We start from the raw sequence: 21,555 nt of genomic DNA, 5'->3' as shown, positions 1-21,555 counted from the left end.
GCCGAGCCGCTGTCCAGCCGTGAAGTGCCTTCGTGGACAGCGGCGTTGTCGGCGGAGGCAGCCGCGGCCGTGCTCAGCCCAGCAGGCGCCGCAGGTTCAGCTTGCCCCACAGCAGGCTGGTGGCGAAGGACAGCACCATGACCGCGGCGAGCAGACCGACCAGCAGCAGTCCCGCCACCGGGCCGCTCAGGTCCGGCGAGACCAGGGGTTCGACCAGTTCCTCGACGAAGAGCACGTGCACCATGTACGCGCCCAGCGCCGCTCCGGCCAGCTTCTTCAGGAGCGGCCGGTGCTTCTCGGGAATCCGGATGCGGCTGATCAGCAGCAGCACACAGACGCTCATGGTGGCGACGAACAGATGGGCGTTGGGGATCACGTAGTGGATCTGCGTGTTGTACCAGAGGCAGCCGACCATGGTGAGCGGCAACAGGCCGTACAGCAGCCAGCGCGGCCGGACCGCTCCCGCCGGAAGGGCGAACAGCATGGCGCCGCCGACCGCGTACACCAGGGAGTAGGTGCCGAAGCCCCAGGCGACCGAGGGCATCTCCCGCTCCGTCACCTCGGAGATGGTGGTGAACACGCTCGGCAGCACCGCGATACCGAGCAGGGCGGCCCCCAGGCCCCAGGGCCGCTTCCCGTCCTTGATCAGCATCGCGAAGGCGAGGAAGACGATGATCGGGATGTAGTTGTACATGAACCACAGGTGGTACGCGGGCTCCACGGAGCCGAAGAGAGAGTCCTCCGCCAGCTCGGTCATCGGGCTCTCGTTGCGGTCCCGCAGCCAGGCCCAGATCAGGTAGATCGCCGTCCACGCGAAGAGCGGAACGACGTTCCGGACGATCCTCTTCCACATCCTGCCGCTGTCCCGCGGGGGCGCCCCGACCAGCACGGCCCAGCCGGCTATCGCGAAGTACATGGGAACCGCGAACGGGTTGATCGCCTCGGCTATGTGCCCGGCCCAGTACGACCCGGCCCCGCCGGCCGCGTCGTTCTCGGTCGAGCTTATGAACTGCGACCCCACATGTCCCAGCATGACGGTGCCCGAGCAGATCAGCCGCATCAGGTCGATGTCGAAGCGGTGTTCCCGCGGCTGGGCACTCTGTCCGGAAGGAAGGGGGCTGCTCTGCTGCGGCAGTCGCACGGCTGTCTCATTCGGCACCGCGCAACTATCCGCCAGATGTGTGTACGGGAGGCGAACGGCATGCCACATCCGCAGGACGGACAGCCGTCACATCGGCGTCGCCCGGCATGTCATCGAGGGCCGGTCCCGCACGTGAGGTATACCCACGGGGCTGCCGGTTCATGACCGCCGCGGGCATGCCGGTGCCCTCGCCCGACGCGTGAACGGCGGGGCGACGCCCCGCCGTTACGTCAGGGCGTCGCTCGCTCTGCCCCCGCTGTGGGGCCTACGCGAGGATCTCCCGGAGGTCGTCGAGGTTGGTCCGGGTGATCTTCCAGAGGAAATCCTGCCTGTCGTGCACGTCGGCCACGCTCGCCGCGTGATCGTCGAGCACCCCGGCCGCCCGCTCGGCGAGGCGCCGGCCCAGTGCCCGGTCGTGCACCGACAGACCCCACTCCGGGCGCCCGATGTCGAGGAGGAAGTACGCGAGCTTCGGGTGGGAGACGAGGCTGATGATCGGGGTACCACAGCCGAAGGGGATCATCCCGGCGTGGCCGCGCATGCCCATCACGAGCTTCGCGCGACGGTAGAGGCCGCGGATCTCGTCGTTGGTCATGACGTACAGCGGGTCGACGGGCAGGCTGATGCCGTGCTCCCGGCGCAGGTCGTGCACGAATTTCTCGTCCGCCGGCATATGGGCCGCGTACCGGACGTCGGCGCGCTCGCGCAGGCTCCGCAGCGCGTCGGCCATCTCGGCGAGGAAGTGCCCGTAGTCGTGGCCGAAGCGCAGCCCCGCGCGGTCGTACGCGCAGTTGACCAGGACGGTGTCGGCCCGCTCCGCCGGGTCCTCCCAGCCCATGACGAGCTGACGCGCCACGGTGGTCGGGCAGGGCTGGTACCGCACCCGTTCCCGCAGCTCGGCGGGGAGCAGTTCCCTGACCCGTTCGACCGAACCGTGGTTGCGCAGCCCGAAGAACGCCGACCGTTCGACCAGCGCTCGCAGGCTCTCGGCGAACCGCTGACGGCGGTAGAGCTGCCCGTCGAACACGTTGTAGCCGACCGCGAAGACGGCCAGCGGAGCGGTGATCCTGTTCAGGGCGGCGTCGGGGATGTTCCACTGCCAGTGGCTGTTGCCGTTCGGGGAGGTGTCCGGCAGGAAGAGCCCGCCGCCGCCCACGATCACCCCGCGCCGCGCGTTCAGTTGCTCCACGGCCGCGTCGTCCACCAGCCGGTGCACGGGCTGCTGGTACCAGCGCCGCGGACCGGTGTCGGAGTCGAAGCACATCCGCACGGCCTCGGGCAGCACCTTGTCGCCCGCGTTCTCGTCGCCCTCGGCGAAGAGCGCCACGTGGGCGAACTGCTCGGCGGGCGCGGCCTGTTCCACCGGCTCGCCGGCGTCCTGGCGCTCCCGGACGTACCAGTTGCGGCAGCCGGCGTCGGTGGGGTCGGCGTCGAGGCCCTCACGGGCGTAGGCATGCGCGGCGTCCAGCCGCCCGAGCAGCCAGGACAGGCGGGCGAGTTGGGCGAAGGCGCGCGGGGCGACGGCGGGGGCCGACGCCGCCAGCAGCAGATGGGTCTCGGCCTCGTCGTAGCGGGACAGCGCCATCAGGCAGACGCCCAGCGTCTCATGGCAGCGCGGTGCGTCCACCCGGTCGCCCAGGACCGGGCCAAGGACGTCGACGGCCTCGTCGTACCGGCCCTGCTGCCGGTACACATCGGCGACCGACCGGGCCAGGTCGAGGGTGGCGCGGCGCTCCAGCAGGGGGACGGCGCAGTGCAGCAGCAGCTCGGGGTGCTTGGCGCCGGGCAGTGCGCAATAGGCGGCGCGGAAGGTCTCGTCGTCCAGCTCGAAGCGGCGCCGCGCCTCGGCCGCGGGTGAACCGCCGGGCTCCTCGAAGCCGTCCGGGAAGCGCAGGACGGTGATGTTCTCCGGCACCGGGATGCCGTCGTACAGCCGCTGCGCGAGGAAGTCGTGGCGCGAGCCGATCGGGACCAGGACGCTGCCCAGCGCCTGAGCCAGGCCGTTGTCGTCGGCCGTGGCCCCCGCGACGTCGTCGTCCACGTCGGCGTTCTGGATCACCAGCAGGCCGTCCGGGAGAACGGCGCGGGCCTCCGTGCCCTGACCGGGTATCAGCTGCGGGACCGCGCCCACCCCGTCGCGCATCCGCAGCAGTTCGGCGATGTCCCCCAGGACGACCATGCCCGGATCGAGGGCGATGACCGTGTCGTACTCCCGCAGCCGGAAGACGTCCCCGCGCCCGTCGGCACGGCGCGGCAGCACCCGGGGGTGCAGCCGGCGCGCCTCGTCGAACGCGGTGTCGGGCAGGCCGGGATGAAGGACGACGAAGTCCTCGCACACCCCGGGATTGGTCAGGGCCAGGCTGCGCAGCAGAACGGCAAGGCCGGGCAGCCGGTCCCCGTCGGTGTACACGGCGAAGGCGAGCCGGCGCTTGCCGGTCACCGTCCGCCTGTCGTCGGCGGAAGGGGTCATCGCAGGGCGATCCTCATCGTGCTCTCGTCCACATTCGTCGCATGGGCCATGACCCACTCCTTCTCCTTCGGCCGCAGCTGACCGGGCAGCCCGAAGCCGATGAGATCCAGGCGGGGGCTGACGTCGAGGAAGTCCAGCAGCCGGAGCGTGGTGAAGGCCGTCGTGGTGTCGCTGTCCCAGCCGCCCTCGCCCATCAGGGCCGGGTCGCTCAGCGGGCGGCGCAGGGACGCGTCGCCGACGTGGTCCTGGGCGCCCGGCACGAGGCGCCGGCGGACCGACCGGCGCCACTCCGCCTGCGGGTCGCCGTACACCACCCTGATGCCGACGTGTTCGGTCCAGGCCGGGGCCTCCCACGGGGCGTCGCCGCGCAGGGAGACGGCGTGCAGGTCGACGCGCTCGCCGGTGCCGCCGGCCCGGGCGCGCAGGGAGTCGCAGCGGACCACCAGGTCGTAGGCGTCGAGGTCGGCGCTGAGGGAGCGCGCGGCGACCTCCGCGGCGCCCGCGACCAGGCACACCGTGCGGCCCGCGACCAGCCGGCGCAGCCCGCCGACGCCGATGGGCTCGCCGCCGCCGAGCAGCGGATCGGGTACGCGGCCCTCGTCGGCGAGCCGCCGGTATCTGCCGTACAGCTCCACGAGACGTCGCACGGCGGGATCGGCCGCGCCGTGCTCGGCGACGCGGGAGCGTGTGTACGCGGCGAAGTCGTCGAGTGTGCGCCGCGCGGGCCGTGCCTGAGCGTCCCGCAGGGTGGCCGCGTCATCGGTGGCGAAGAGGCCGGCCGCCTCGTCCAGGCAGGCCCGCTGTTCCCGCAGGGTGCCGATCCGCGCGACGGTGGTCCGGGAGGCGTCGTGGTCGGGGTGGAGTTCGAGATGGGCCTCGTAGGCCGCGACCGCCTCGTCGGCCCGGCCGAGCCCGTCCAGCGCGCGGCCGAGCAGCAGCCAGGCGGCCCGGGACCGCCGCCGTATCGCTGTCGCGGACTCCCCGATGTCCAGGGCGAGTTGCAGCGCGTCGGCGTCGCCCACCTCCAGGGCGCGACGGCCGACCCCCAGAAGGGCGTCGAAGGGGTCGTCCTCCGGCGAGCCGTGAGCCGCGGTGAGGGCGCCGATCGCCGCTGCGAGCCGCGCCTGCCTGCGGCCTGACGCGCCGTCATGCGCCGCCAGGTACTCCGCGCACTGCCGCACGCTCCGGGTGAAGAGGTCTGACCGGGCGGCGTCATTCCGTCTCGCTCTGAACAACCCCGTCAACACCTTCGTCATGCACTCCACCGTTCTGTGATCGAGCGCCGACTGTGCCTCACCGCACGGCCACTTGAGCGACATCCGCATGCACCTTGCGTGAACACTTCCCTCCGGACGGCGGGTCGCGTGCGGTTATCAGCGGTACGCCGTGCGGCGCCGTCGGTGACGTAACGCACACGCTGCGGAAATGCCGCCGCTGTGCGCGTGCCATCGCAGCACCCGACTCGTTGATCTCGTCGTACGGAAAGGAGAGCTGATGGTCGGCTCGTCGCATGAGGCGCTGCACCGGATCTTCCAGAAGGACCCTGCCCTGCTGACCCGGGCGCTGCAGCGGGTGCTGCACGTACCCTTCCCCGAGCCCCGCGAGATCGCCGCGCTGAACGTGGACCTCACGGAGATCGAGCCCGTCGAACGGCGCGTGGACACGCTGCTGCGGGCGGAGACGGACGAGGGGACGTACCTCCTCGTGGTCGAGTCGCAGGGCAAGGCGGACGACCGGAAGCGGGGCAGCTGGCCCTACTACCTGTCGTACCTGTACGAGAAATACCGTTGCGAGCCCGTGCTCATCGTCATCACCCAGAACAGCGCCACGGCCAAGTGGGCGTCGAAGCCGATCCGGTTCGGTTTCCCGGGCTGGGACTCGCTGACCGTACGGCCGCTGGTGCTGGGCCCGGACAACGTACCGGTGATCGCGGACGAGCGGCAGGCCGAGCGGGATGTACCCCTTGCGGTGCTCTCGGCGATGACACACGGGCGGGGCCCGCAGGCAGCCGTCATACTGGAATCCCTGGCAGCCGCCCTGCGGACCGTCGACGCCGACAGCGCCGCGGTCTTCGTGCAGTTCGTCGACTCATGCCTGGCCGATCCCCAGGCGAAGCAGATGTGGAGGGACTTGATGACGGCGATCCAGTACTTCTGGCGACACCCCTTGGCCGAACAGGTACGGGAGGAAGGCCGCGAACTGGGCTTGGAGCAGGGCCGTGAAGAAGGACGCGTCGAGGAACGCCGTGGGACGGTCCTCTCCATCCTGCAATGGCGCGGGATTCCCGTGACGAACGCGGTTCACGACCGGGTCAATTCCTGCACAGACCTCGACCAACTCGAAACCTGGGCCCAACGAGCCGTACACGCCACGAACGCCGCCGACCTGTTCGCCGAAGAGTGAGCACGTGAACGCCGGACCGCCCGCACACCTCCCACCCACACCGGAAGCTAGATGGCAATCCAATACTTCTGGCGACACCCCCTGGCCGAACAGGTACGGGAGGAAGGCCGGGAAGAGGGCCTGGAGCGAGGTCTGGAACAGGGCCGCGCCGAAGGCAAGGCCGAGGGCAAAGCCGAGTCTGTCCTCCGCATCCTCGAATGGCGCAACATCCCGGTACCCCAACCCGTCCGCGACCGGGTGAGCACCTGCACAGACCTCGACCAAATCGAAACCTGGACCCAACGAGCCCTGCACGCCACAAACGCCGCCGATCTGTTCGCCGAAGAGTGAGCACGTGAACCGCCGGGCCACCCGCACACCTCCCACCCACACCGGAAGCTAGATGGCGATCCAGTACTTCTGGCGACACCCCCTGGCCGAACAGGTACGGGAAGAAGGGCGTATCCAATCGTGGCGTGAGGGGGTTCTGTCCATTTTGAGATGGCGCGGAATCCTGGTACCCGACGCGGTCCGCGACCGGGTGAACGCCTCCACCGACCTCGACCAACTCGAAACCTGGGCCCAACGAGCCGTACACGCCACGAACGCCGGTGAGCTCTTCGTCGAAGAGTGAGCCAGCCGGAGTGCGGGCGGGGCCGTTCGCCCGCACTCCGTGGTGCTGGTGGTCAGCTTGTCCGGGAGGGCGTCTCCTTGGCGTTGTCGACGACCGCGCGGGTGGTGATGGCGCTGGTGAAGGTGATGGTGCCCGGCTTGATCAGAAGGTCCTCGGGGTTGCTGTTCTCGCCCCTCTGCACCTGGACCCTGCGCTCGCCGAGGAAGGTGTAGGTCTTCTTGTCGAAGATCCATTCGGTGCGCTCGCCGCTGACCTCGTCCAGCCTGGCCACCGCCACCCCATGGCGCCCGACCGCGTCGACCGCGTCGTTCACCGTGACCACGCCGGGGATCTTGGCCGCGGCCTTGTAGAGCGCGGCCTCCAGCCCGGCGGGCGGGTAGGACTCCCCGATCAGATCCCCGATCATCTCGAAGGCCGCTTGATCGGGGCTGTTGCCCTGGCCCTTGCTCTCCTCGTAGAACCTCTTGAGCAGCGCGTCGGGGTCGGTGGGCAGCGTGACGAGGTCGTTGTACGCTCCCGCGGCGGCGTACGGCGAGTTCAGGGTCTCGCCTCCGTCAGGGGTGTTGCCCGGTTCGATCAGCCAGCCCTGCTTTCCGTCGGGCGACTCCCAGACCTGCCGCCGGTGCGGCTTCTCGCTGACCACGCTGTGCTTGTCGTCGACCGTCTTCACGTAGGTGTCGGCCGTCGTCGACTCGATGTAGATGTACTGGTCATCGCGTACCTGCGGGGTGGGGGCCTGCCCGGCGGCCAGGGAGATCCGGTCGAGCAGCCTGGTGGTACCGCTCGCGCTCGCGGTGCCGATGTCGGTGGTCAACACGGGGCCGGTGGCGACGCCGTGACCGGTATCGGCGCCCCGTCCGGTGAGCACGCCACCGGCGACGATCGCGCCGGCCAGGGCACACGCCGCCACGGGCCAGACGATCGCCGGGCGCAGGAACCGGTTGCGCGGCTTGTGCGGGCCGGTGGGGGCGGTGGTGCGGTGTTCGTCGTGGATCTGGGCCATCAGGCGCTCCTTGTGGAACTGGTGGCGGCCCGCCGGCAGATCCCGCTCTGTCGGCGGCAGGAGGCCTTCGGTCTCCTGCCACTCGGCCGGGTGCGGCAAGGGGCTGGCGTTCATCGGATTCCTTTCCGTGCGGACCGGACCGCGTTTGCGCGATCGCCTCTTACCTGTCGAGGTGGTGCGGCGAGTTCCCGTTCGTCTCCTGCCAGTTCCGCGTCGGCGAGTCTGCGCAGTCTCCTGCGCGCCCGGGACAGCCGGGAGCGGACGGTGCCGACGGGGATGCCGAGGGTGCGCGCGGCGTCGGCGTACTCCATGCCCTCCCACAGGCACAGGACGAGGACCTCGCGTTCGGGGCGTTTCAGCGAGCCGAGGGCGGTCAGCGTGGCGTTGATACGACGCCGGTCGTCCACCTGGCCGGCCACCTCCTCGGCGTGGTCGGGGATTTCGGCCGCCGCGCCCGCGGCGGCCGACGCGGCGGCCGCGGCCCGGTAACGCCGGTTGCTGCGGCAGTGGTTGCGGGCGACGTTGGTGGTGACGCCCAGCAACCACGGCCGCAGCGAACCCCCTTCCGCGTCGACCTTCTCGCGCAGCCGCCATGCCTCCAGGAAGGTCGCCGACATGACGTCCTCCGCGACGGACCAGTCGGCGGTCAACCGGAAGGCGTGGTTGTACACCGTGCGCGCGTAGGCGTCGAAGAGCGCCGCGAAGGCGTCGGGGTCCCCGGCCCTTATCCGAGTTCGCAAATCTGTGGTCACTCCTGTCGGCTGTCCAGCACCTCACAGCGAGTTCCAGTGGCGTACACCACAAAGCTGTCACAGTGGCTCCAGGTTCCGGTTGTCGATCCAGGCCAGGGGAGTTCGGCGCTCACCGGTCTCACACCCCACCCCCGCGGCGCCGAGCGGTGGTTCGGGTGCCTCCGCAGGGTGCCTCCGCAGGGTGCGGCCGCCGGGCCTGACGGTTCCGCAGCTGGTCACGATTGGGTTTCGGCCTGGTTTCACCCCTTGCACCCGCCCCGTGTAATCGATTCCAATCCTCCATGCACGTCGATGTAATCGATTCCATGCATGTCCACAAGGAGGTGGCACGGGGATGGCGAGCATCAAGGACGTCGCCGCCGCGGCGGGGGTCTCCGTCGCCACGGTCTCGCGCGTCCTGAACGATCACCCGTCGGTCAGCGCGGACGCACGCACCCGCGTGCTGGCCGCCGTCGACGTCCTCGGGTACCGCCCCAACGCCGTCGCCCGCTCCCTGCGCACCGACCAGACCCACACCCTCGGCCTGGTCATCAGCGACGTACTGAACCCGTACTTCGCCGAACTGGCCCGCTCCGTCGAGGAGGAGGCCCGCGCGCTCGGCTACAGCGTCATCATCGGCAACGCCGACGAGCGCCCCGACCTCCAGGACCACCACGTACGGACCCTGCTGGACCGCCGGATCGACGGCCTCCTCGTCTCCCCGACCGACGGCGGCTCGCCGCTGATGCTGGACGCCGCCCGCGCGGGCACGCCGATGGTCTTCGTCGACCGGTGGATCCCGGGCGTGGACGTGCCCGTGGTCCGGGCGGACGGGCGGGCGGCGATCCGGGACCTGGTCGCCCATCTGTACGGGCTCGGGCACCGCCGGCTCGCGATCATCGCGGGCCCCGCGGCCACCACGACCGGCAGCGAGCGCGTCGAGGCCTTCCGGGCCGCCATGGCCGAGTACGGGCTCCCCCTCCCGGACGCCTACACGGGCCAGGGCGACTTCCAGGCCGAGAGCGGCCGGCGGGTCACCGAGGGCTTCCTCGATCTGCCCGAGCCGCCCGAGGTCGTCTTCGCCGCCGACAACCTGATGGCGCTGGGGGCGCTGGACGCCGTCCGCGCGCGCGGGCTGCGCGTACCGGACGACCTCGCGCTGGCCGCGTTCGACGACATCCCCTGGTTCGTGCACACCGATCCGCCGGTCACCGTGCTCGCCCAGCCCACGGGCGAACTCGGCCGGGCCGCCGTACGGGCCCTGGTCGACCGCATCGAGGGCCGGCCCCCCGAGTCCGTCACCCTCGCCGCCCGGCTCGTCGTGCGCCGCTCGTGCGGCGAGCCCGCTCTCCACGAGCCGTCCCCCGCAACGAACAGGAGCCAGCCGTGAGCGACCCGGACGAGTTGCTGCGCATCGAGGGCATTCGCAAGACCTTCCCGGGCGTGATCGCGCTCGACGGCGTCGACTTCGACCTGCGGCGCGGCGAGGTGCATGTACTGCTCGGCGAGAACGGCGCGGGCAAGAGCACCCTGATCAAGATGCTCTCCGGCGCCTACCGCCCCGACGCCGGGCGGATCCTGGTCGGCGGCGAGGAGGTGCGCATCCACAGTGCGCAGGACTCCGAACGCCTCGGCATCGCCACCATCTACCAGGAGTTCAACCTCGTACCCGAGCTGACGGTCGCCGAGAACATCTTCCTGGGCCGCCAGCCGCGCCGCTTCGGGATGATCGACCGCAGGACGATGGAGGCGGACGCCGAAGCCCTCCTCGCGCGCGTGGGCGTGAACGTGTCGCCACGCGCGCGGGTGCGCGAACTCGGCATCGCGCGGCTGCAGATGGTCGAGATCGCCAAGGCGCTCAGCCTGGACGCGCGTGTGCTGATCATGGACGAGCCGACCGCGGTGCTCACCTCGGAGGAGGTCGACAAGCTCTTCGCCATCGTGCGCGCACTGCGCGAGGACGGCGTGGGCGTCGTCTTCATCACCCACCATCTGGAGGAGATCGCCGCCCTCGGCGACCGGGTCACCGTCATCCGGGACGGCAGGAGCGTCGGCCAGGTCCCGGCCGCCACGCCCGAGGACGACCTGGTGCGGCTCATGGTGGGCCGCTCCATCGAGCAGCAGTACCCGCGCGAACGCGCGGACACCGGCGCCGCGTTGCTCACCGTCGACGGGCTCACCCGGGACGGCGTCTTCCACGACGTGAGCTTCCGGGTGCACGCCGGCGAGGTCGTGGGCATCGCGGGGCTCGTCGGGGCCGGCCGCACCGAGGTCGTCCGGGCGGTGTTCGGCGCCGACCCCTACGACAAGGGGGACGTGCGGGTCGCCGGCGCGCCGCTGCGGCGGCACGACGTCAACGCGGCGCTGACGGCAGGGATCGGGCTCGTCCCCGAGGACCGCAAGGGCCAGGGCCTGGTGCTCGACGCGTCCGTCGAGGAGAACCTCGGCCTGGTGACCCTGCGCTCCGCGACCCGTGCCGGGCTCGTCGACCGGAAGGCACAGCACCGGGCGGCCGAGCGGATCGCCGGGCAGCTGGGCGTGCGGATGGCGGGCCTCGGGCAGCACGTGCGCACGCTCTCCGGCGGCAACCAGCAGAAGGTCGTCATCGGCAAATGGCTGCTCGCCGACACCAAGGTGCTCATCCTCGACGAGCCGACGCGCGGCATCGACGTCGGCGCCAAGGTCGAGATCTACCAGCTCATCAACGAACTGACCGCGCAGGGCGCCGCCGTCCTGATGATCTCCAGCGATCTGCCGGAGGTGCTCGGCATGAGCGACCGGGTGCTGGTGATGGCCCAGGGCCGGATCGCGGGAGAACTCGCGGCCGACGAGGCCACCCAGGACGCCGTGATGGCGCTCGCCGTCAGCACCCCCACCGCTCCCACCACCGAAACGGAGGCCGCTCGTGGCCACTGACACGCTCAAGAGCCGGACGGGCGCGAGCAGTGCCCCCGGCGGCCTGCGCCGCCTCCTGCTCGACAACGGCGCGCTCACCGCGCTGATCGTCCTCGTCATCGCGCTGTCCGCGCTGTCCGGCGACTTCCTGACGACCGACAACCTGCTGAACATCGGCGTCCAGGCGGCCGTGACCGCGATCCTCGCCTTCGGCGTCACCTTCGTGATCGTCTCGGCGGGCATCGACCTGTCGGTCGGCTCGGTCGCCGCGCTGTCGGCGACGGTCCTCGCCTGGAGCGCCACCCAGCACGGGGTACCGGTCGTCCTCGCCGTGCTCCTGGCGATCGCCACCGGTATCGCGTGCGGCCTGGTCAACGGCTTTCTGATCGCCTACGGGAAACTGCCGCCGTTCATCGCGACGCTCGCCATGCTGTCGGTGGGCCGGGGCCTGTCCCTGGTCATCTCGCAGGGCTCCCCCATCCCCTTCCCCGACTCCGTCTCGCACCTCGGCGACACGCTGGGCGGCTGGCTGCCCGTGCCGGTGCTGGTCATGGTCGTCATGGGGCTGGCAGCGGCCTTCGTGCTCGGCCGGACGTACATCGGCCGTTCCATGTACGCGATCGGCGGCAACGAGGAGGCCGCGCGCCTGTCGGGGCTGCGCGTGCCGAAGCAGAAGCTCGCGATCTACGCCCTCTCGGGTGTCTTCGCCGCCGCCGCGGGTGTCGTGCTCGCCGCCCGGCTGTCCTCCGCGCAGCCGCAGGCCGCCGACGGCTACGAACTGGACGCGATCGCCGCGGTCGTCATCGGCGGCGCCTCGCTCGCGGGCGGCACCGGCAAGGCGTCCGGCACGCTGATCGGCGCGCTGATCCTCGCGGTGCTGCGCAACGGCCTCAACCTGCTGTCCGTGTCCGCGTTCTGGCAGCAGGTCGTGATCGGCGTGGTCATCGCGCTGGCCGTGCTGCTCGACACCGTGCGCCGCAAGGCGGGGGCCGGCTCGCAGGCCGCGGGCAGCGGCGGCGGCAACAGGGGCCGGCAGGCGGCGACGTACGGGCTCGCGGCGGTGGCCACCGTCGCGATCGTCGGCGCGACGTCCTTCCTGCACAACGGGTCCGCCGGCAGCGGCAACCCGAAGGTGGGCCTGTCGCTGTCCACCCTCAACAACCCCTTCTTCGTGCAGATCCGGGCGGGCGCCCAGGCCGAGGCGCAGCGGCAGGGGGTGGACCTGACGGTCACGGACGCCCAGAACGACGCCTCGCAGCAGGCCAACCAGTTGCAGAACTTCACCAGTTCGCGGCTCGGCGCGATCATCGTCAACCCGGTGGACTCGGACGCGGCGAGCAACTCCGTGAAGGCCGCCGACCGGGCGGAGATCCCCGTGATCGCCGTCGACCGCGGCGTCAACAACGCCCGCACCGACGCCCTCGTCGCCTCCGACAACGTCGCCGGCGGTGAACTCGCCGCCAGGACGATCGCCGAGCGGCTCGGCGGCAACGGAAAGATCGTGATCCTCCAGGGCCAGGCCGGCACCTCCGCCGCCCGCGAGCGCGCCGCCGGCTTCGCCACGGGCCTCAAGGCCTACCCGGGCATCCAGGTCGTGGCCCAGCAGCCCGCCGACTTCGACCGCACCAAGGGCCTCGACGTGATGTCGAACCTGCTCCAGGCCCACCCCGATGTGCAGGGCGTCATCGCCGCCAACGACGAGATGGCCCTCGGCGCGATCAAGGCCCTCGGCGCCAAGGCCGGCCGGTCCGTCCCGGTCGTCGGCTTCGACGGCACCCCGGACGGGCTGACGGCCGTGAAGAACGGCACGCTGTACGCGTCCGTGGCCCAACAGCCCACCCAGTTGGGGAAGATCGCGGTGGACAACGCGCTCAAGGCGCTCCAGGGCAAGAAGATCGACGAGACGGTGAAGGTACCGGTGAAGGTCGTCACCAAGGAGAACGTGAACGGGTTCACCGGCTGACACCGCGCCCCACCCCACCCACAGGGAGCCAATCTGATGTACGACTACGACCTCCTGGTCGTGGGATCGGCCAACGCCGACCTGGTGATCTCCGTCGAGCGCCGGCCGGGCGCAGGAGAGACCGTGCTCGGCTCCGACCTGGCCGTGCACCCCGGCGGCAAGGGCGCCAACCAGGCGGTCGCCGCCGCCCGGCTCGGGGCCCGCACGGCGCTGCTGGCCCGGGTCGGCGACGACGCGCACGGGCGGCTGCTGCTCGACTCGCAGCAGGCGGCCGGCGTGGACACGGTCGGTGTGCTGGTGGGCGGCGCGCCCACCGGGGTCGCGCTGATCACCGTGGACCCGTCCGGCGACAACAGCATCGTGGTGTCACCGGGCGCCAACGGCCGGCTGACCCCGGCCGACGTACGGGCCGCGGGCAGCCTCTTCCATGCCTCCCGGGTGGTCTCAGCGCAGCTGGAGATCCCGCTGGAGACGGTCGTGGAGGTGGTACGGAACCTGGCCCCTGACAGCCGTTTCGTGCTCAACCCGTCGCCGCCGCGGCCGCTGCCCCCGGAGGTGCTGGCCGCCTGCGACCCGCTGATCGTCAACGAGCACGAGGCGCGGGTGATCCTGGGCGAGAGCCGGGTGGGCGACCGGCCCGAGGACTGGGCGCGGATCCTGCTCGCGAAGGGCCCGCGGTCGGTGGTGGTGACCCTGGGCGCGGAGGGCGCGCTGGTCGCCGACCCCGACGGGGTCGTCCGGGTGCCGTCCGTGAAGGTGGCCGCCGTGGACACCACGGGCGCCGGGGACGCGTTCACGGCGGCGCTTGCCTGGCGGCTCGGGGCGGGCTCCGGTCTGGCCGAGGCCGCCGGGTACGCGGCCCGGGTCGGGGCGGCTGCCGTCACCCGGCGGGGCGCCCAGGAGTCGTTCCCGACCGCCGAGGAGGTCGACGCGCTGTGAAGAAGGCGGGCATCCTCAACCGGGAACTCTCCGGCGCTATCGCCGAGTTGGGCCACGGCGACGGGGTGCTGGTGTGCGACGCCGGCCTGCCGACGCCCCGCGGTCCGCGCGTCGTCGACCTGGCCTTCCGGGCCGGCGTGCCCTCGTTCGCCGAGGTGCTGGACGGGCTGCTCGCCGAGCTGGTGGTGGAGGGCGCGACGGCGGCCGGCGAGATACGCGCGGCCAACCCGGCCGCCTCCGCCCTGCTCCACGGGCACTTCCCCGAGCTGACCCTGGTCCCCCACGAGCGGCTCAAGCAGCTCTCCGCCGACGCCCGCCTGATCGTCCGCACCGGCGAGGCCCGCCCGTACGCGAACGTGCTGCTGCGCTGCGGAGTGTTCTTCTGAGCGCGCCCCTTCAGGGCGCCGTGCGGTGGTACGACGTGCACCGAGGGGGCCCGGTCCCTCGGACCGGGCCCCGGCGGCTCCGCCCCCCTCCTCTTCGCCGTCTTCGCCCTCTTCCCCCGTCTTCGCCGTCAGCGCAGCACGTGGTCCAGGAACCGGGCGGCCGTCTCGGCGAGCACCTCGCGGCCGTCGCGGGCCCACAGCCGCTCGTTGAAGAGTTCGACCTCGATGGGGCCGGTGTAGCCGGCCGCCGTCACATGGCCCAGCCACTCCCGCATGTCGATCGCGCCGTCCCCGATCTGTCCGCGGCCGTTGAGCACGCCCTCGGGCAACGGGGTGGTCCAGTCGCCGAGTTGGAAGCTGTGGATGCGGCCGCCCGCGCCGGCCCGGGCGATCTGCTCGGGCGCCGTGTCGTCCCACCAGATGTGGTACGCGTCCACGGTGACGCCGACCTGGCAGGCCGGGAAGCGTTCGGCGAGGTCCAGGGCCTGGGCGAGGGTGGAGACCACACAGCGGTCGGAGGCGTACATCGGGTGCAGCGCCTCGATGGCCAGCCGTACGCCGTGCGCCTCGGCGTACGGGCCGAGTGCGGCGAGCGCGTCGGCGATCCGCTCGCGGGCGCCGCGCAGGTCCCGGGAGCCGGCCGGGAGTCCGCCGGAGACCATCACGACCGTGTCCGTGCCCAGGGCGGCTGCCTCGTCGACGGCCCGTCGGTTGTCGGCCAGGGCCGCCGCCCGCGCGTCCGCGTCGATCGCGGTGAGGAAGCCGCCCCGGCACAGCGTGGTCACGGTCAGCCCCGCGTCGCGCATCAGCCGGGCGGTGGCCTCGACGCCGTACGCCTGGACGGGCTCGCGCCACAGGCCGACGTGGGTGACGCCCGACGCACCGCAGGCGTCGGCGAGTTCGGGCAGCGACAGCTGCTTGACGGTCATCTGGTTGATGGAGAAACGCGCGAGGTCCGCGCCGTCCGTGCCGCTCATCGGTGCACCCCGTACAGCGCCAGCAGGTCCTTCATCCGCTCCTCGGCCAGCTTCGGGTCCGGGAACAGGCCGAGCCCGTCGGCGAGTTCGTAGGCGCGGGCCAGATGCGGCAGGGAGCGGGCCGACTGCAGGCCGCCGACCATGGTGAAGTGACTCTGGTGGCCGGCCAGCCAGGCCAGCAGGACCACACCGGTCTTGTAGAAGCGGGTCGGCGCCTGGAAGAGGTGGCGGGACAGCTCCACGGTCGGGTCGAGGAGCGCCCGGAAGCCCGCCGTGTCCCCGGTGTCGAGGACCCTGACCGCCTGGGCCGCGAGCGGGCCCAGCGGGTCGAAGATGCCGAGCAGGGCGTGGCTGAAGCCCCGTTCGTCGCCCGCGATCAGCTCGGGGTAGTTGAAGTCGTCGCCGGTGTAACAGCGCACGCCCTGCGGGAGCCTGCGGCGCAGGGCGACCTCACGGCGCGCGTCCAGCAGGGAGACCTTGACGCCGTCGACCTTGTCGGGGTGGGCGGCGATGATCTCCAGGAAGGTGTCGGTGGCCGCGTCCAGCTCTGCCGAGCCCCAGTAGCCCTCGAGGGCCGGGTCGAACATGGGGCCGAGCCAGTGCAGGATCACCGGTTCGGCGGCCTGGCGCAGCAGTTGGCCGTAGACGTCCAGGTAGTCCTCGGGTCCGGCGGCGGCCCGGGCCAGCGCCCGCGAGGCCATCAGGATGGCCTGCGCCCCCGACTCCTCGACGACGGCGAGCTGTTCCTCGTAGGCGGCGCGGATCTCGGCGAGCGAGCCGCCGCTGATCTGGTCGGTGCCGACGCCGCAGGCGATCCGGCCGCCGACGGCCCTCGCCTCGGCCGCGGACCGCCGGATCAGCTCGGCGGCGCCCGCCCAGTCCAGGCCCATGCCGCGCTGGGCGGTGTCCATCGCCTCGGCGACGCCAAGACCGTGGGACCACAGGTGGCGGCGGAAGGCGAGGGTGGCGTCCCAGTCGACGGCGGCGGGCGAGTCCGGGGAGACGTCGGCGTACGGGTCGGCGACGACGTGCGCCGCCGAGAAGACCGTACGGGAGGTGACGGGGGTACCGGGGGTGAGCGGGAACGGCTCGGTGCGCGGCTCGTAGGTCCGCAACGCGCCGTGCGCGTCCGGGAGTCGGATGGTCACAGCGAGATCTCCGGTACGTCGATGCGGCGGCCTTCCGCCGAGGACTTCAGGCCCAGCTCCGCGAGTTGGACGCCGCGGGCGCCGGCGAGCAGGTCCCAGTGGTAGGGGGCGTCGGCGTAGACGTGCTTGAGGAACAGCTCCCACTGGGCCTTGAAGCCGTTGTCGAACTCCCCGTTGTCGGGGACCTCCTGCCACTGGTCGCGGAAGGCCTCGGTGGCGGGGATGTCCGGGTTCCAGACCGGCTTGGGGGTGACGGAGCGGTGCTGGGCGCGGCACCCGCGCAGGCCGGCGACGGCCGAGCCCCCGGTGCCGTCGACCTGGAACTCGACGAGTTCGTCGCGGTGGACCCGCACGGCCCAGGAGGAGTTGATCTGGGCGACGGCACCGCCGTCCAGTTCGAAGATGCCGTACGCGGCGTCGTCCGCCGTGGCGTCGTAGGGCTTGCCGCTCTCGTCCCAGCGCTGCGGGATGTGGGTGGCGGCGAGGGCCTGGACGGAGGTGACCCGGCCGAACAGCTCGTGCAGGACGTACTCCCAGTGCGGGAACATGTCGACGACGATGCCGCCGCCGTCCTCGGCGCGGTAGTTCCAGGAGGGGCGCTGGGCGGACTGCCAGTCGCCCTCGAAGACCCAGTAGCCGAACTCGCCGCGCACGGACAGGATGCGGCCGAAGAAGCCGCCGTCGATCAGCCGCTTCAGCTTGCGCAGGCCGGGCAGGAAGATCTTGTCCTGGACGACGCCGTGCTTGATGCCCTTCTGCTGGGCGAGGCGGGCGAGTTCCAGGGCGCCGTCGAGGCCGGTGGCGGTGGGCTTCTCGGTGTAGATGTGCTTGCCGGCCGCGACCGCCTTCTTGATCGCCTCCTCGCGGGCCGAGGTCACCTGGGCGTCGAAGTAGATGTCGACGCTCGGGTCGGCGAGGACGGCGTCCAGGTCGGTGGCGACGCCGTCGAGGCCGTGCCGCTCGGCGATCGTCCTGAGCGCGTGCTCGCGGCGGCCGACCAGGATCGGCTCGGGCCACAGCACGGTGCCGTCGCCGAGGTCGAGTCCGCCCTGCTCGCGCAGGGCGAGGATCGACCGGACGAGGTGCTGGCGGTAGCCCATGCGCCCGGTCACGCCGTTCATGGCGATACGCACCGTCTTGCGTGTCACGTCGTTCCCTTCTCTAGCAAGCGCTTTCTATCCGAGGAGAAGCTAACCTCTGACCAGTGGTCCATACAAGGGTGTGTCCACGTCGAGTTGTTCGAGGAGGCGAACGAGCGGGCCTTCTGGCCGTAGGGTCTGCTCGGGGGCCGACGCGCAGGACGGGGACGGACGGCCGCCCGCACGGGGGCGTCGGCACACGGGCTCACCGCACCCGCTGACGACGACATGCGCGACCGGAGGACGACGAGATGACGGTGACCCTGGCGGACGTGGCGGCCCGCGCCCAGGTCTCGCCCGCGACGGTGTCGCGCGTGCTGAACGGCAACTACCCGGTGGCCGCCGCCACGCGGGAGCGGGTGCTGCGGGCCGTGGACGAGCTGGACTACGTCCTGAACGGGCCGGCGAGCGCGCTGGCCGCGGCCACCTCCGACCTGGTCGGCATCCTCGTCAACGACATCGCCGACCCCTTCTTCGGCATCATGGCGAGCGCGATCCAGAACGAGATCGGCGGGCCGGGCGGGCGCGCGGGCGGCGAACGGCTGGCCGTCGTCTGCAACACCGGAGGCTCGCCGGAGCGCGAACTGACGTATCTGACGCTGTTGCAGCGGCAGCGGGCGGCGGCGGTGGTGCTCACCGGCGGGGCCGTGGAGGACGCCCCGCATGTGGCGGCGGTGGCGGCGAAGCTGCGCAAGCTCGCCGCGGCGGGTACGCGGGTGGTGCTGTGCGGGCGGCCGCCGGCGCCGGACACCGAGGCCGTCGCCCTGACGTTCGACAACCGCGGCGGCGGCCGGGAACTGACCGAGCACCTGATCGGCCTGGGCCATCGCCGCCTCGGCTACATCACGGGCCCGAAGGAGCGTACGACCACCCGGCACCGGCTGGAGGGCCACCGCGCGGCGCTGGCCGCGGCCGGCATCGAGGAGGATCCGCGCTGGACGGTGCACGGCGGCTACGACCGGGGTGCCGGTCACGAGGCGACGCTGGAGCTGCTGCGCCGGGATCCCTCGCTGACGGCGGTGGTCGCCGCGAACGACTCCGTCGCGCTCGGCGCGTGTGCCGCGCTGCGCGAGTCCGGCCTGCGCATCCCCGAGGACGTCTCGGTGGCCGGCTTCGACGACCTGCCGTTCAGCATCGACGCGGTACCGGCGCTGACGACGGTCCGACTGCCCCTCGCCGAGGCGGGCGCCCGCGCGGGCCGCATCGCGATGGGCCGCGAGGAAGCACCCCCCGACGGAATCGCAACGATCACCGGCGAACTAACAATCCGCGGCTCCTCGGGCCCACCCGGCCACTGACCCACGAACCCCTGCGGGCGCGCTGGGCCGGGGCCCATGCCCAGCGGACGCGGCAAGCACCGCGGGTGGCAGGCGAGGTAGGCAACGGACGCGCGCCCCGGGGACGCGGCAAGCGGTGAGCCCACGTCCCGCGGGCTCGGCAAGCGCCGTGGGTGGCGGGCGAGGTAGGCCGGGCCCACGCCCTGGGGATACGGCGAGCGGTGAGCCCATGTCCGGCGGGCACGGCTAGCACTGTGGGCGACGGGCGGGGGGGCTGGGGCCCATGCCCTGCGGGCACGGCAAGCACCGCGGGTGGCAGGCGAGGTAGGCAACGGACGCGCGCCCCGGGGACGCGGCAAGCGGTGAGCCCATGCCCGGCGGGCCGCAGGCGCGGTGGATTACGGACCCGCGATCAGCAGGCGCGGCGATCGGCAAACCGTTGCCCCAACAGGGCCGGCCGGCGTGACGGCGCCGGAAGGCGGACGCCGGGTTGGTCCTCACCTGGCGGGCATGGCAAACGCCGTGGGCGGCAGGCACGGCGAGCCGGGGCGCACACCCAGCCGGCGGCAGGCCCGGCGAGTGGCGGACCCATGCCCGGCAAGCCGTATGGCTCGGTGGGGAGTGGTGTGGCGGCTCGGATTTGGGGAAGCTTATTTCTGACTGAGTCAATCATCGGGTCCCTTGGTGTTGCCGGGGATCGGGCCATCGGGGTCGCATCATGACCGTTCAGGACATCCGTGCCTTCAACCGCTTCTACACGAACCTCATCGGCGCCCTCGACTACGGCCGCCATCTGTACGCCCCCTACACCCTCACCGAGTCCCGCGTGCTGTACGAGCTCGCGCACTCCTCCCGTACGGACGCCGCCGATCTGCGTACCGAACTCTCCCTGGACGCGGGGTACCTGAGCCGCATCCTGAACAAGTTCGAGCAGGACGGGCTGATCGAGCGGGCCCCCTCCGAGAAGGACCCCCGGCGCCGGCGCGTCAGCCTCACCCCGCGGGGCCGGGAGGCCGCCGACCTGCTGGACGAGCGGGCACGGGAGAGCGTCGGCTCGCTGCTCGGCTCCGTCGCCCCCGGCGACCGGCCGCGGCTCACGGAGGCGATGCGGACCATCCAGGTCATCCTCGGCCCGGACGGCCGCGAGGGCATCACGCTGCGCGCACCCCGCCCCGGCGACCTCGGCTGGATCGTGCAGCGCAACGCCGCGCTGTACGCCGCCGAGTACGGCTGGAACTCCGACTACGAGGGGCTGGTCGCCCGCATCGTCGCCGACTTCGCCGAGGACCACGACCCGCATCTGGAGCGGGTGTGGATCGCCGAGGACGGGAGCGGCCGGCCGGTGGGCTGTGTGATGTGCGTACGGGACGAGGCACCCGCGACCGCCCGGCTGCGGCTGCTCCTCGTCGAGCCCGAGGCACGCGGGCTCGGCGTCGGGGACCGGCTGGTGCAGGCCGTCGTCGACTTCGCGCGCGGGGTCGGCTACCGGGACCTGGTGCTGTGGACCAACGACGTGCTCACCGCCGCGCGGCGCGTCTACCAGCGCCACGGCTTCGTGCTCGTCGCCGAGAAACCGCACCGCTCCTTCGGCCGCGACCTGAACGGGCAGGACTGGCGGTTGGATCTCCGCGGAACCGGTGAGTGACGGTTAAGGTCCGTGGTCATGAAGCTCGCCTTCTCCACCCTCGGCGTCCCCGGCCTGCCCCTGTCCGAGGTGCTGGCCCTCGCGACCGCGCACGGCTACCACGGTGTCGAGTTGCGCGCCCATCCGGAGGAACCGGTGCATCCGGGCCTCGGCCCCGCCGAACGGGCCGCCGCAGCCGCCGCGTTCACGGCGGCCGGGGTCGAGGTGCTGGGCCTCGCCGGGTACGCGCGGGTCGCCGCGCCCGGTGCCGACGAACCCGTGCTCACCGAGATCCGGCACCTCCTCGACCTCGCCCACGACCTGGACGCGCCCTTCGTCCGGGTCTTCCCCGGCGGCGGCGACCAGCCCGCGGCGGACGCCGACGCGACCGCCGTACGGCGGCTCACCGATGTCGCCGAGCAGGCCGCCGCCCGCGGCGTGCGCATCCTGCTGGAGACCCATGACTCGCACCGCACCGGTGCCGCCGCGAGCCGCGTGCTCGGTGCGGTGGGGCACCCCCAGGTCGGTGCGCTGTGGGACGTGATGTACACCTGGCTGGGCGGCGAGCAGCCCTCGGAGACCTACCGGGCGCTCGCCCCGTACCTCGGCTACGTCCAGGTCAAGGACATCGCCTCGGCCGACGACACCACCCCGCTGCCGCTCGGCGCCGGGGTGCTGCCGCTGACCGAGTGCGTGGACGTGCTGTGCCGGCACGGCTGGGACGGCTGGCTGTGCTGGGAGTACGAGAAGCGGTGGTACGAGTCGGCCGCGCCGCTGCCGGGCCTGCTGGGCGCGGGCCGCGCACATCTGACGCGGCTGCTGAGCGAGGCGGCGTAGCGGGCCGGT

General features: G+C 72.0%; 19 protein-coding genes. 11 read left to right on the top strand and 8 right to left on the bottom strand.

Translation table 11 applies throughout. The features are described 5' to 3' along the window. Window positions 1–73 precede the first annotated feature (73 nt). The 3 genes from CTZ28_RS08365 to CTZ28_RS46580 form a co-directional block, all read right to left on the bottom strand. A complete protein-coding gene (locus CTZ28_RS08365; protein WP_259471508.1) occupies window positions 74–1,159 on the bottom strand; it encodes an acyltransferase in 1,086 nt (361 codons plus the stop codon). A 247-nt stretch (window positions 1,160–1,406) separates the two neighbouring features. Further along, window positions 1,407–3,611, bottom strand: coding sequence for a polysaccharide pyruvyl transferase family protein (locus tag CTZ28_RS08360; RefSeq protein WP_183154305.1), 2,205 nt, complete (start codon window positions 3,609–3,611; stop codon window positions 1,407–1,409). Then, entirely contained in the window at window positions 3,608–4,792 is a 1,185-nt protein-coding gene (locus CTZ28_RS46580) for a tetratricopeptide repeat protein (RefSeq protein WP_259471507.1), read from the bottom strand. Before CTZ28_RS46580 ends, CTZ28_RS08360 begins: the two co-directional genes overlap by 4 nt. Window positions 4,793–5,105: 313 nt before the next feature. Here CTZ28_RS46580 and CTZ28_RS08350 point away from each other — a divergent pair, with 313 nt between their 5' ends. From CTZ28_RS08350 to CTZ28_RS08340, 3 genes are read left to right on the top strand one after another with little or no spacing between them, the layout of a single operon-like run. Continuing rightward, the gene (locus tag CTZ28_RS08350) at window positions 5,106–6,014 is read left to right on the top strand and encodes an RpnC/YadD family protein (RefSeq protein WP_121888627.1); all 909 of its coding nucleotides are present in this window, start codon (window positions 5,106–5,108) and stop codon (window positions 6,012–6,014) included. 51 nt (window positions 6,015–6,065) lie between these two features. Further along, window positions 6,066–6,344: a hypothetical protein gene (locus CTZ28_RS08345; RefSeq protein ID WP_121888626.1), complete on the top strand. Its 279-nt coding sequence runs from the start codon at window positions 6,066–6,068 to the stop codon at window positions 6,342–6,344. A gap of 52 nt (window positions 6,345–6,396) precedes the next feature. Beyond that, window positions 6,397–6,627 carry a hypothetical protein gene (locus CTZ28_RS08340; RefSeq protein ID WP_121888625.1) on the top strand — a complete coding sequence of 77 codons (231 nt, stop codon included), beginning with the start codon at window positions 6,397–6,399 and terminating at the stop codon, window positions 6,625–6,627. A gap of 52 nt (window positions 6,628–6,679) precedes the next feature. On the opposite strand, the gene CTZ28_RS08335 is transcribed toward CTZ28_RS08340, so the two are convergent. Then, the gene (locus tag CTZ28_RS08335) at window positions 6,680–7,744 is read right to left on the bottom strand and encodes a CU044_5270 family protein (protein ID WP_121888624.1); all 1,065 of its coding nucleotides are present in this window, start codon (window positions 7,742–7,744) and stop codon (window positions 6,680–6,682) included. Beyond that, window positions 7,741–8,382, bottom strand: coding sequence for an RNA polymerase sigma factor (locus CTZ28_RS08330; RefSeq protein ID WP_121888623.1), 642 nt, complete (start codon window positions 8,380–8,382; stop codon window positions 7,741–7,743). Before CTZ28_RS08330 ends, CTZ28_RS08335 begins: the two co-directional genes overlap by 4 nt. Before the next feature lie 334 nt (window positions 8,383–8,716). On the opposite strand from CTZ28_RS08330, the gene CTZ28_RS08325 reads away from it, so the two are divergent. From CTZ28_RS08325 to rbsD, 5 genes are read left to right on the top strand one after another with little or no spacing between them, the layout of a single operon-like run. Then, window positions 8,717–9,751 (top strand): LacI family DNA-binding transcriptional regulator, encoded by a 1,035-nt coding sequence (locus tag CTZ28_RS08325; RefSeq protein ID WP_121888622.1) that lies wholly within the window; start codon window positions 8,717–8,719, stop codon window positions 9,749–9,751. Continuing rightward, entirely contained in the window at window positions 9,748–11,277 is a 1,530-nt protein-coding gene (locus CTZ28_RS08320) for a sugar ABC transporter ATP-binding protein (protein WP_121888621.1), read from the top strand. Before CTZ28_RS08325 ends, CTZ28_RS08320 begins: the two co-directional genes overlap by 4 nt. Further along, window positions 11,267–13,219, top strand: coding sequence for an ABC transporter permease/substrate-binding protein (locus CTZ28_RS08315; protein WP_121888620.1), 1,953 nt, complete (start codon window positions 11,267–11,269; stop codon window positions 13,217–13,219). Before CTZ28_RS08320 ends, CTZ28_RS08315 begins: the two co-directional genes overlap by 11 nt. Before the next feature lie 36 nt (window positions 13,220–13,255). After that, entirely contained in the window at window positions 13,256–14,158 is a 903-nt protein-coding gene (locus CTZ28_RS08310) for a ribokinase (protein WP_121888619.1), read from the top strand. After that, window positions 14,155–14,544 carry a D-ribose pyranase gene (rbsD, locus tag CTZ28_RS08305; RefSeq protein ID WP_121888618.1) on the top strand — a complete coding sequence of 130 codons (390 nt, stop codon included), beginning with the start codon at window positions 14,155–14,157 and terminating at the stop codon, window positions 14,542–14,544. The genes CTZ28_RS08310 and rbsD overlap by 4 nt, the downstream gene beginning before the upstream one ends. A gap of 128 nt (window positions 14,545–14,672) precedes the next feature. On the opposite strand, the gene CTZ28_RS08300 is transcribed toward rbsD, so the two are convergent. The 3 genes from CTZ28_RS08300 to CTZ28_RS08290 are packed head-to-tail and all read right to left on the bottom strand — an operon-like array spanning window position 14,673 to window position 17,817. Then, the gene (locus CTZ28_RS08300; protein WP_121888617.1) at window positions 14,673–15,521 is read right to left on the bottom strand and encodes a sugar phosphate isomerase/epimerase family protein; all 849 of its coding nucleotides are present in this window, start codon (window positions 15,519–15,521) and stop codon (window positions 14,673–14,675) included. Further along, window positions 15,518–16,669 (bottom strand): dihydrodipicolinate synthase family protein, encoded by a 1,152-nt coding sequence (locus CTZ28_RS08295; RefSeq protein WP_121888616.1) that lies wholly within the window; start codon window positions 16,667–16,669, stop codon window positions 15,518–15,520. The genes CTZ28_RS08300 and CTZ28_RS08295 overlap by 4 nt, the downstream gene beginning before the upstream one ends. Beyond that, a complete protein-coding gene (locus CTZ28_RS08290; RefSeq protein WP_121888615.1) occupies window positions 16,666–17,817 on the bottom strand; it encodes a Gfo/Idh/MocA family protein in 1,152 nt (383 codons plus the stop codon). Before CTZ28_RS08290 ends, CTZ28_RS08295 begins: the two co-directional genes overlap by 4 nt. Window positions 17,818–18,059: 242 nt before the next feature. Here CTZ28_RS08290 and CTZ28_RS08285 point away from each other — a divergent pair, with 242 nt between their 5' ends. The 3 genes from CTZ28_RS08285 (at window position 18,060) to CTZ28_RS08275 (ending at window position 21,546) form a co-directional block, all read left to right on the top strand. Further along, a complete protein-coding gene (locus tag CTZ28_RS08285; protein ID WP_121888614.1) occupies window positions 18,060–19,106 on the top strand; it encodes a LacI family DNA-binding transcriptional regulator in 1,047 nt (348 codons plus the stop codon). Between the two features lie 697 nt (window positions 19,107–19,803). Beyond that, the gene (locus CTZ28_RS08280; RefSeq protein WP_121888613.1) at window positions 19,804–20,730 is read left to right on the top strand and encodes a bifunctional helix-turn-helix transcriptional regulator/GNAT family N-acetyltransferase; all 927 of its coding nucleotides are present in this window, start codon (window positions 19,804–19,806) and stop codon (window positions 20,728–20,730) included. Window positions 20,731–20,748: 18 nt separating this feature from the next. Next, window positions 20,749–21,546 carry a sugar phosphate isomerase/epimerase family protein gene (locus CTZ28_RS08275; RefSeq protein WP_183154303.1) on the top strand — a complete coding sequence of 266 codons (798 nt, stop codon included), beginning with the start codon at window positions 20,749–20,751 and terminating at the stop codon, window positions 21,544–21,546. Window positions 21,547–21,555: the final 9 nt, after the last annotated feature.

This window comes from Streptomyces shenzhenensis, from assembly GCF_003688995.1.
GTDB lineage: Bacteria > Actinomycetota > Actinomycetes > Streptomycetales > Streptomycetaceae > Streptomyces > Streptomyces shenzhenensis_A.
The sequence above is the reverse complement of the archived record's forward strand: the minus strand, read 5'-3'. Positions and strand labels throughout refer to the sequence as shown.

Bases quoted from the DNA above. Each gene is read 5' to 3' on its own strand.
- CTZ28_RS08340 (WP_121888625.1), top strand. From the start codon at position 6,397: ATGGCGATCCAGTACTTCTGGCGACACCCCCTGGCCGAACAGGTACGG.
- CTZ28_RS08325 (WP_121888622.1), top strand. From the start codon at position 8,717: ATGGCGAGCATCAAGGACGTCGCCGCCGCGGCGGGGGTCTCCGTCGCC.
- CTZ28_RS08280 (WP_121888613.1), top strand. From the start codon at position 19,804: ATGACCGTTCAGGACATCCGTGCCTTCAACCGCTTCTACACGAACCTC.
- CTZ28_RS08360 (WP_183154305.1), bottom strand. From the start codon at position 3,611: ATGACCCCTTCCGCCGACGACAGGCGGACGGTGACCGGCAAGCGCCGG.
- CTZ28_RS08350 (WP_121888627.1), top strand. From the start codon at position 5,106: ATGGTCGGCTCGTCGCATGAGGCGCTGCACCGGATCTTCCAGAAGGAC.
- CTZ28_RS08335 (WP_121888624.1), bottom strand. From the start codon at position 7,744: ATGAACGCCAGCCCCTTGCCGCACCCGGCCGAGTGGCAGGAGACCGAA.
- CTZ28_RS08300 (WP_121888617.1), bottom strand. From the start codon at position 15,521: ATGAGCGGCACGGACGGCGCGGACCTCGCGCGTTTCTCCATCAACCAG.
- CTZ28_RS08275 (WP_183154303.1), top strand. From the start codon at position 20,749: ATGAAGCTCGCCTTCTCCACCCTCGGCGTCCCCGGCCTGCCCCTGTCC.
- CTZ28_RS08285 (WP_121888614.1), top strand. From the start codon at position 18,060: ATGACGGTGACCCTGGCGGACGTGGCGGCCCGCGCCCAGGTCTCGCCC.
- CTZ28_RS08345 (WP_121888626.1), top strand. From the start codon at position 6,066: ATGGCAATCCAATACTTCTGGCGACACCCCCTGGCCGAACAGGTACGG.
- CTZ28_RS08310 (WP_121888619.1), top strand. From the start codon at position 13,256: ATGTACGACTACGACCTCCTGGTCGTGGGATCGGCCAACGCCGACCTG.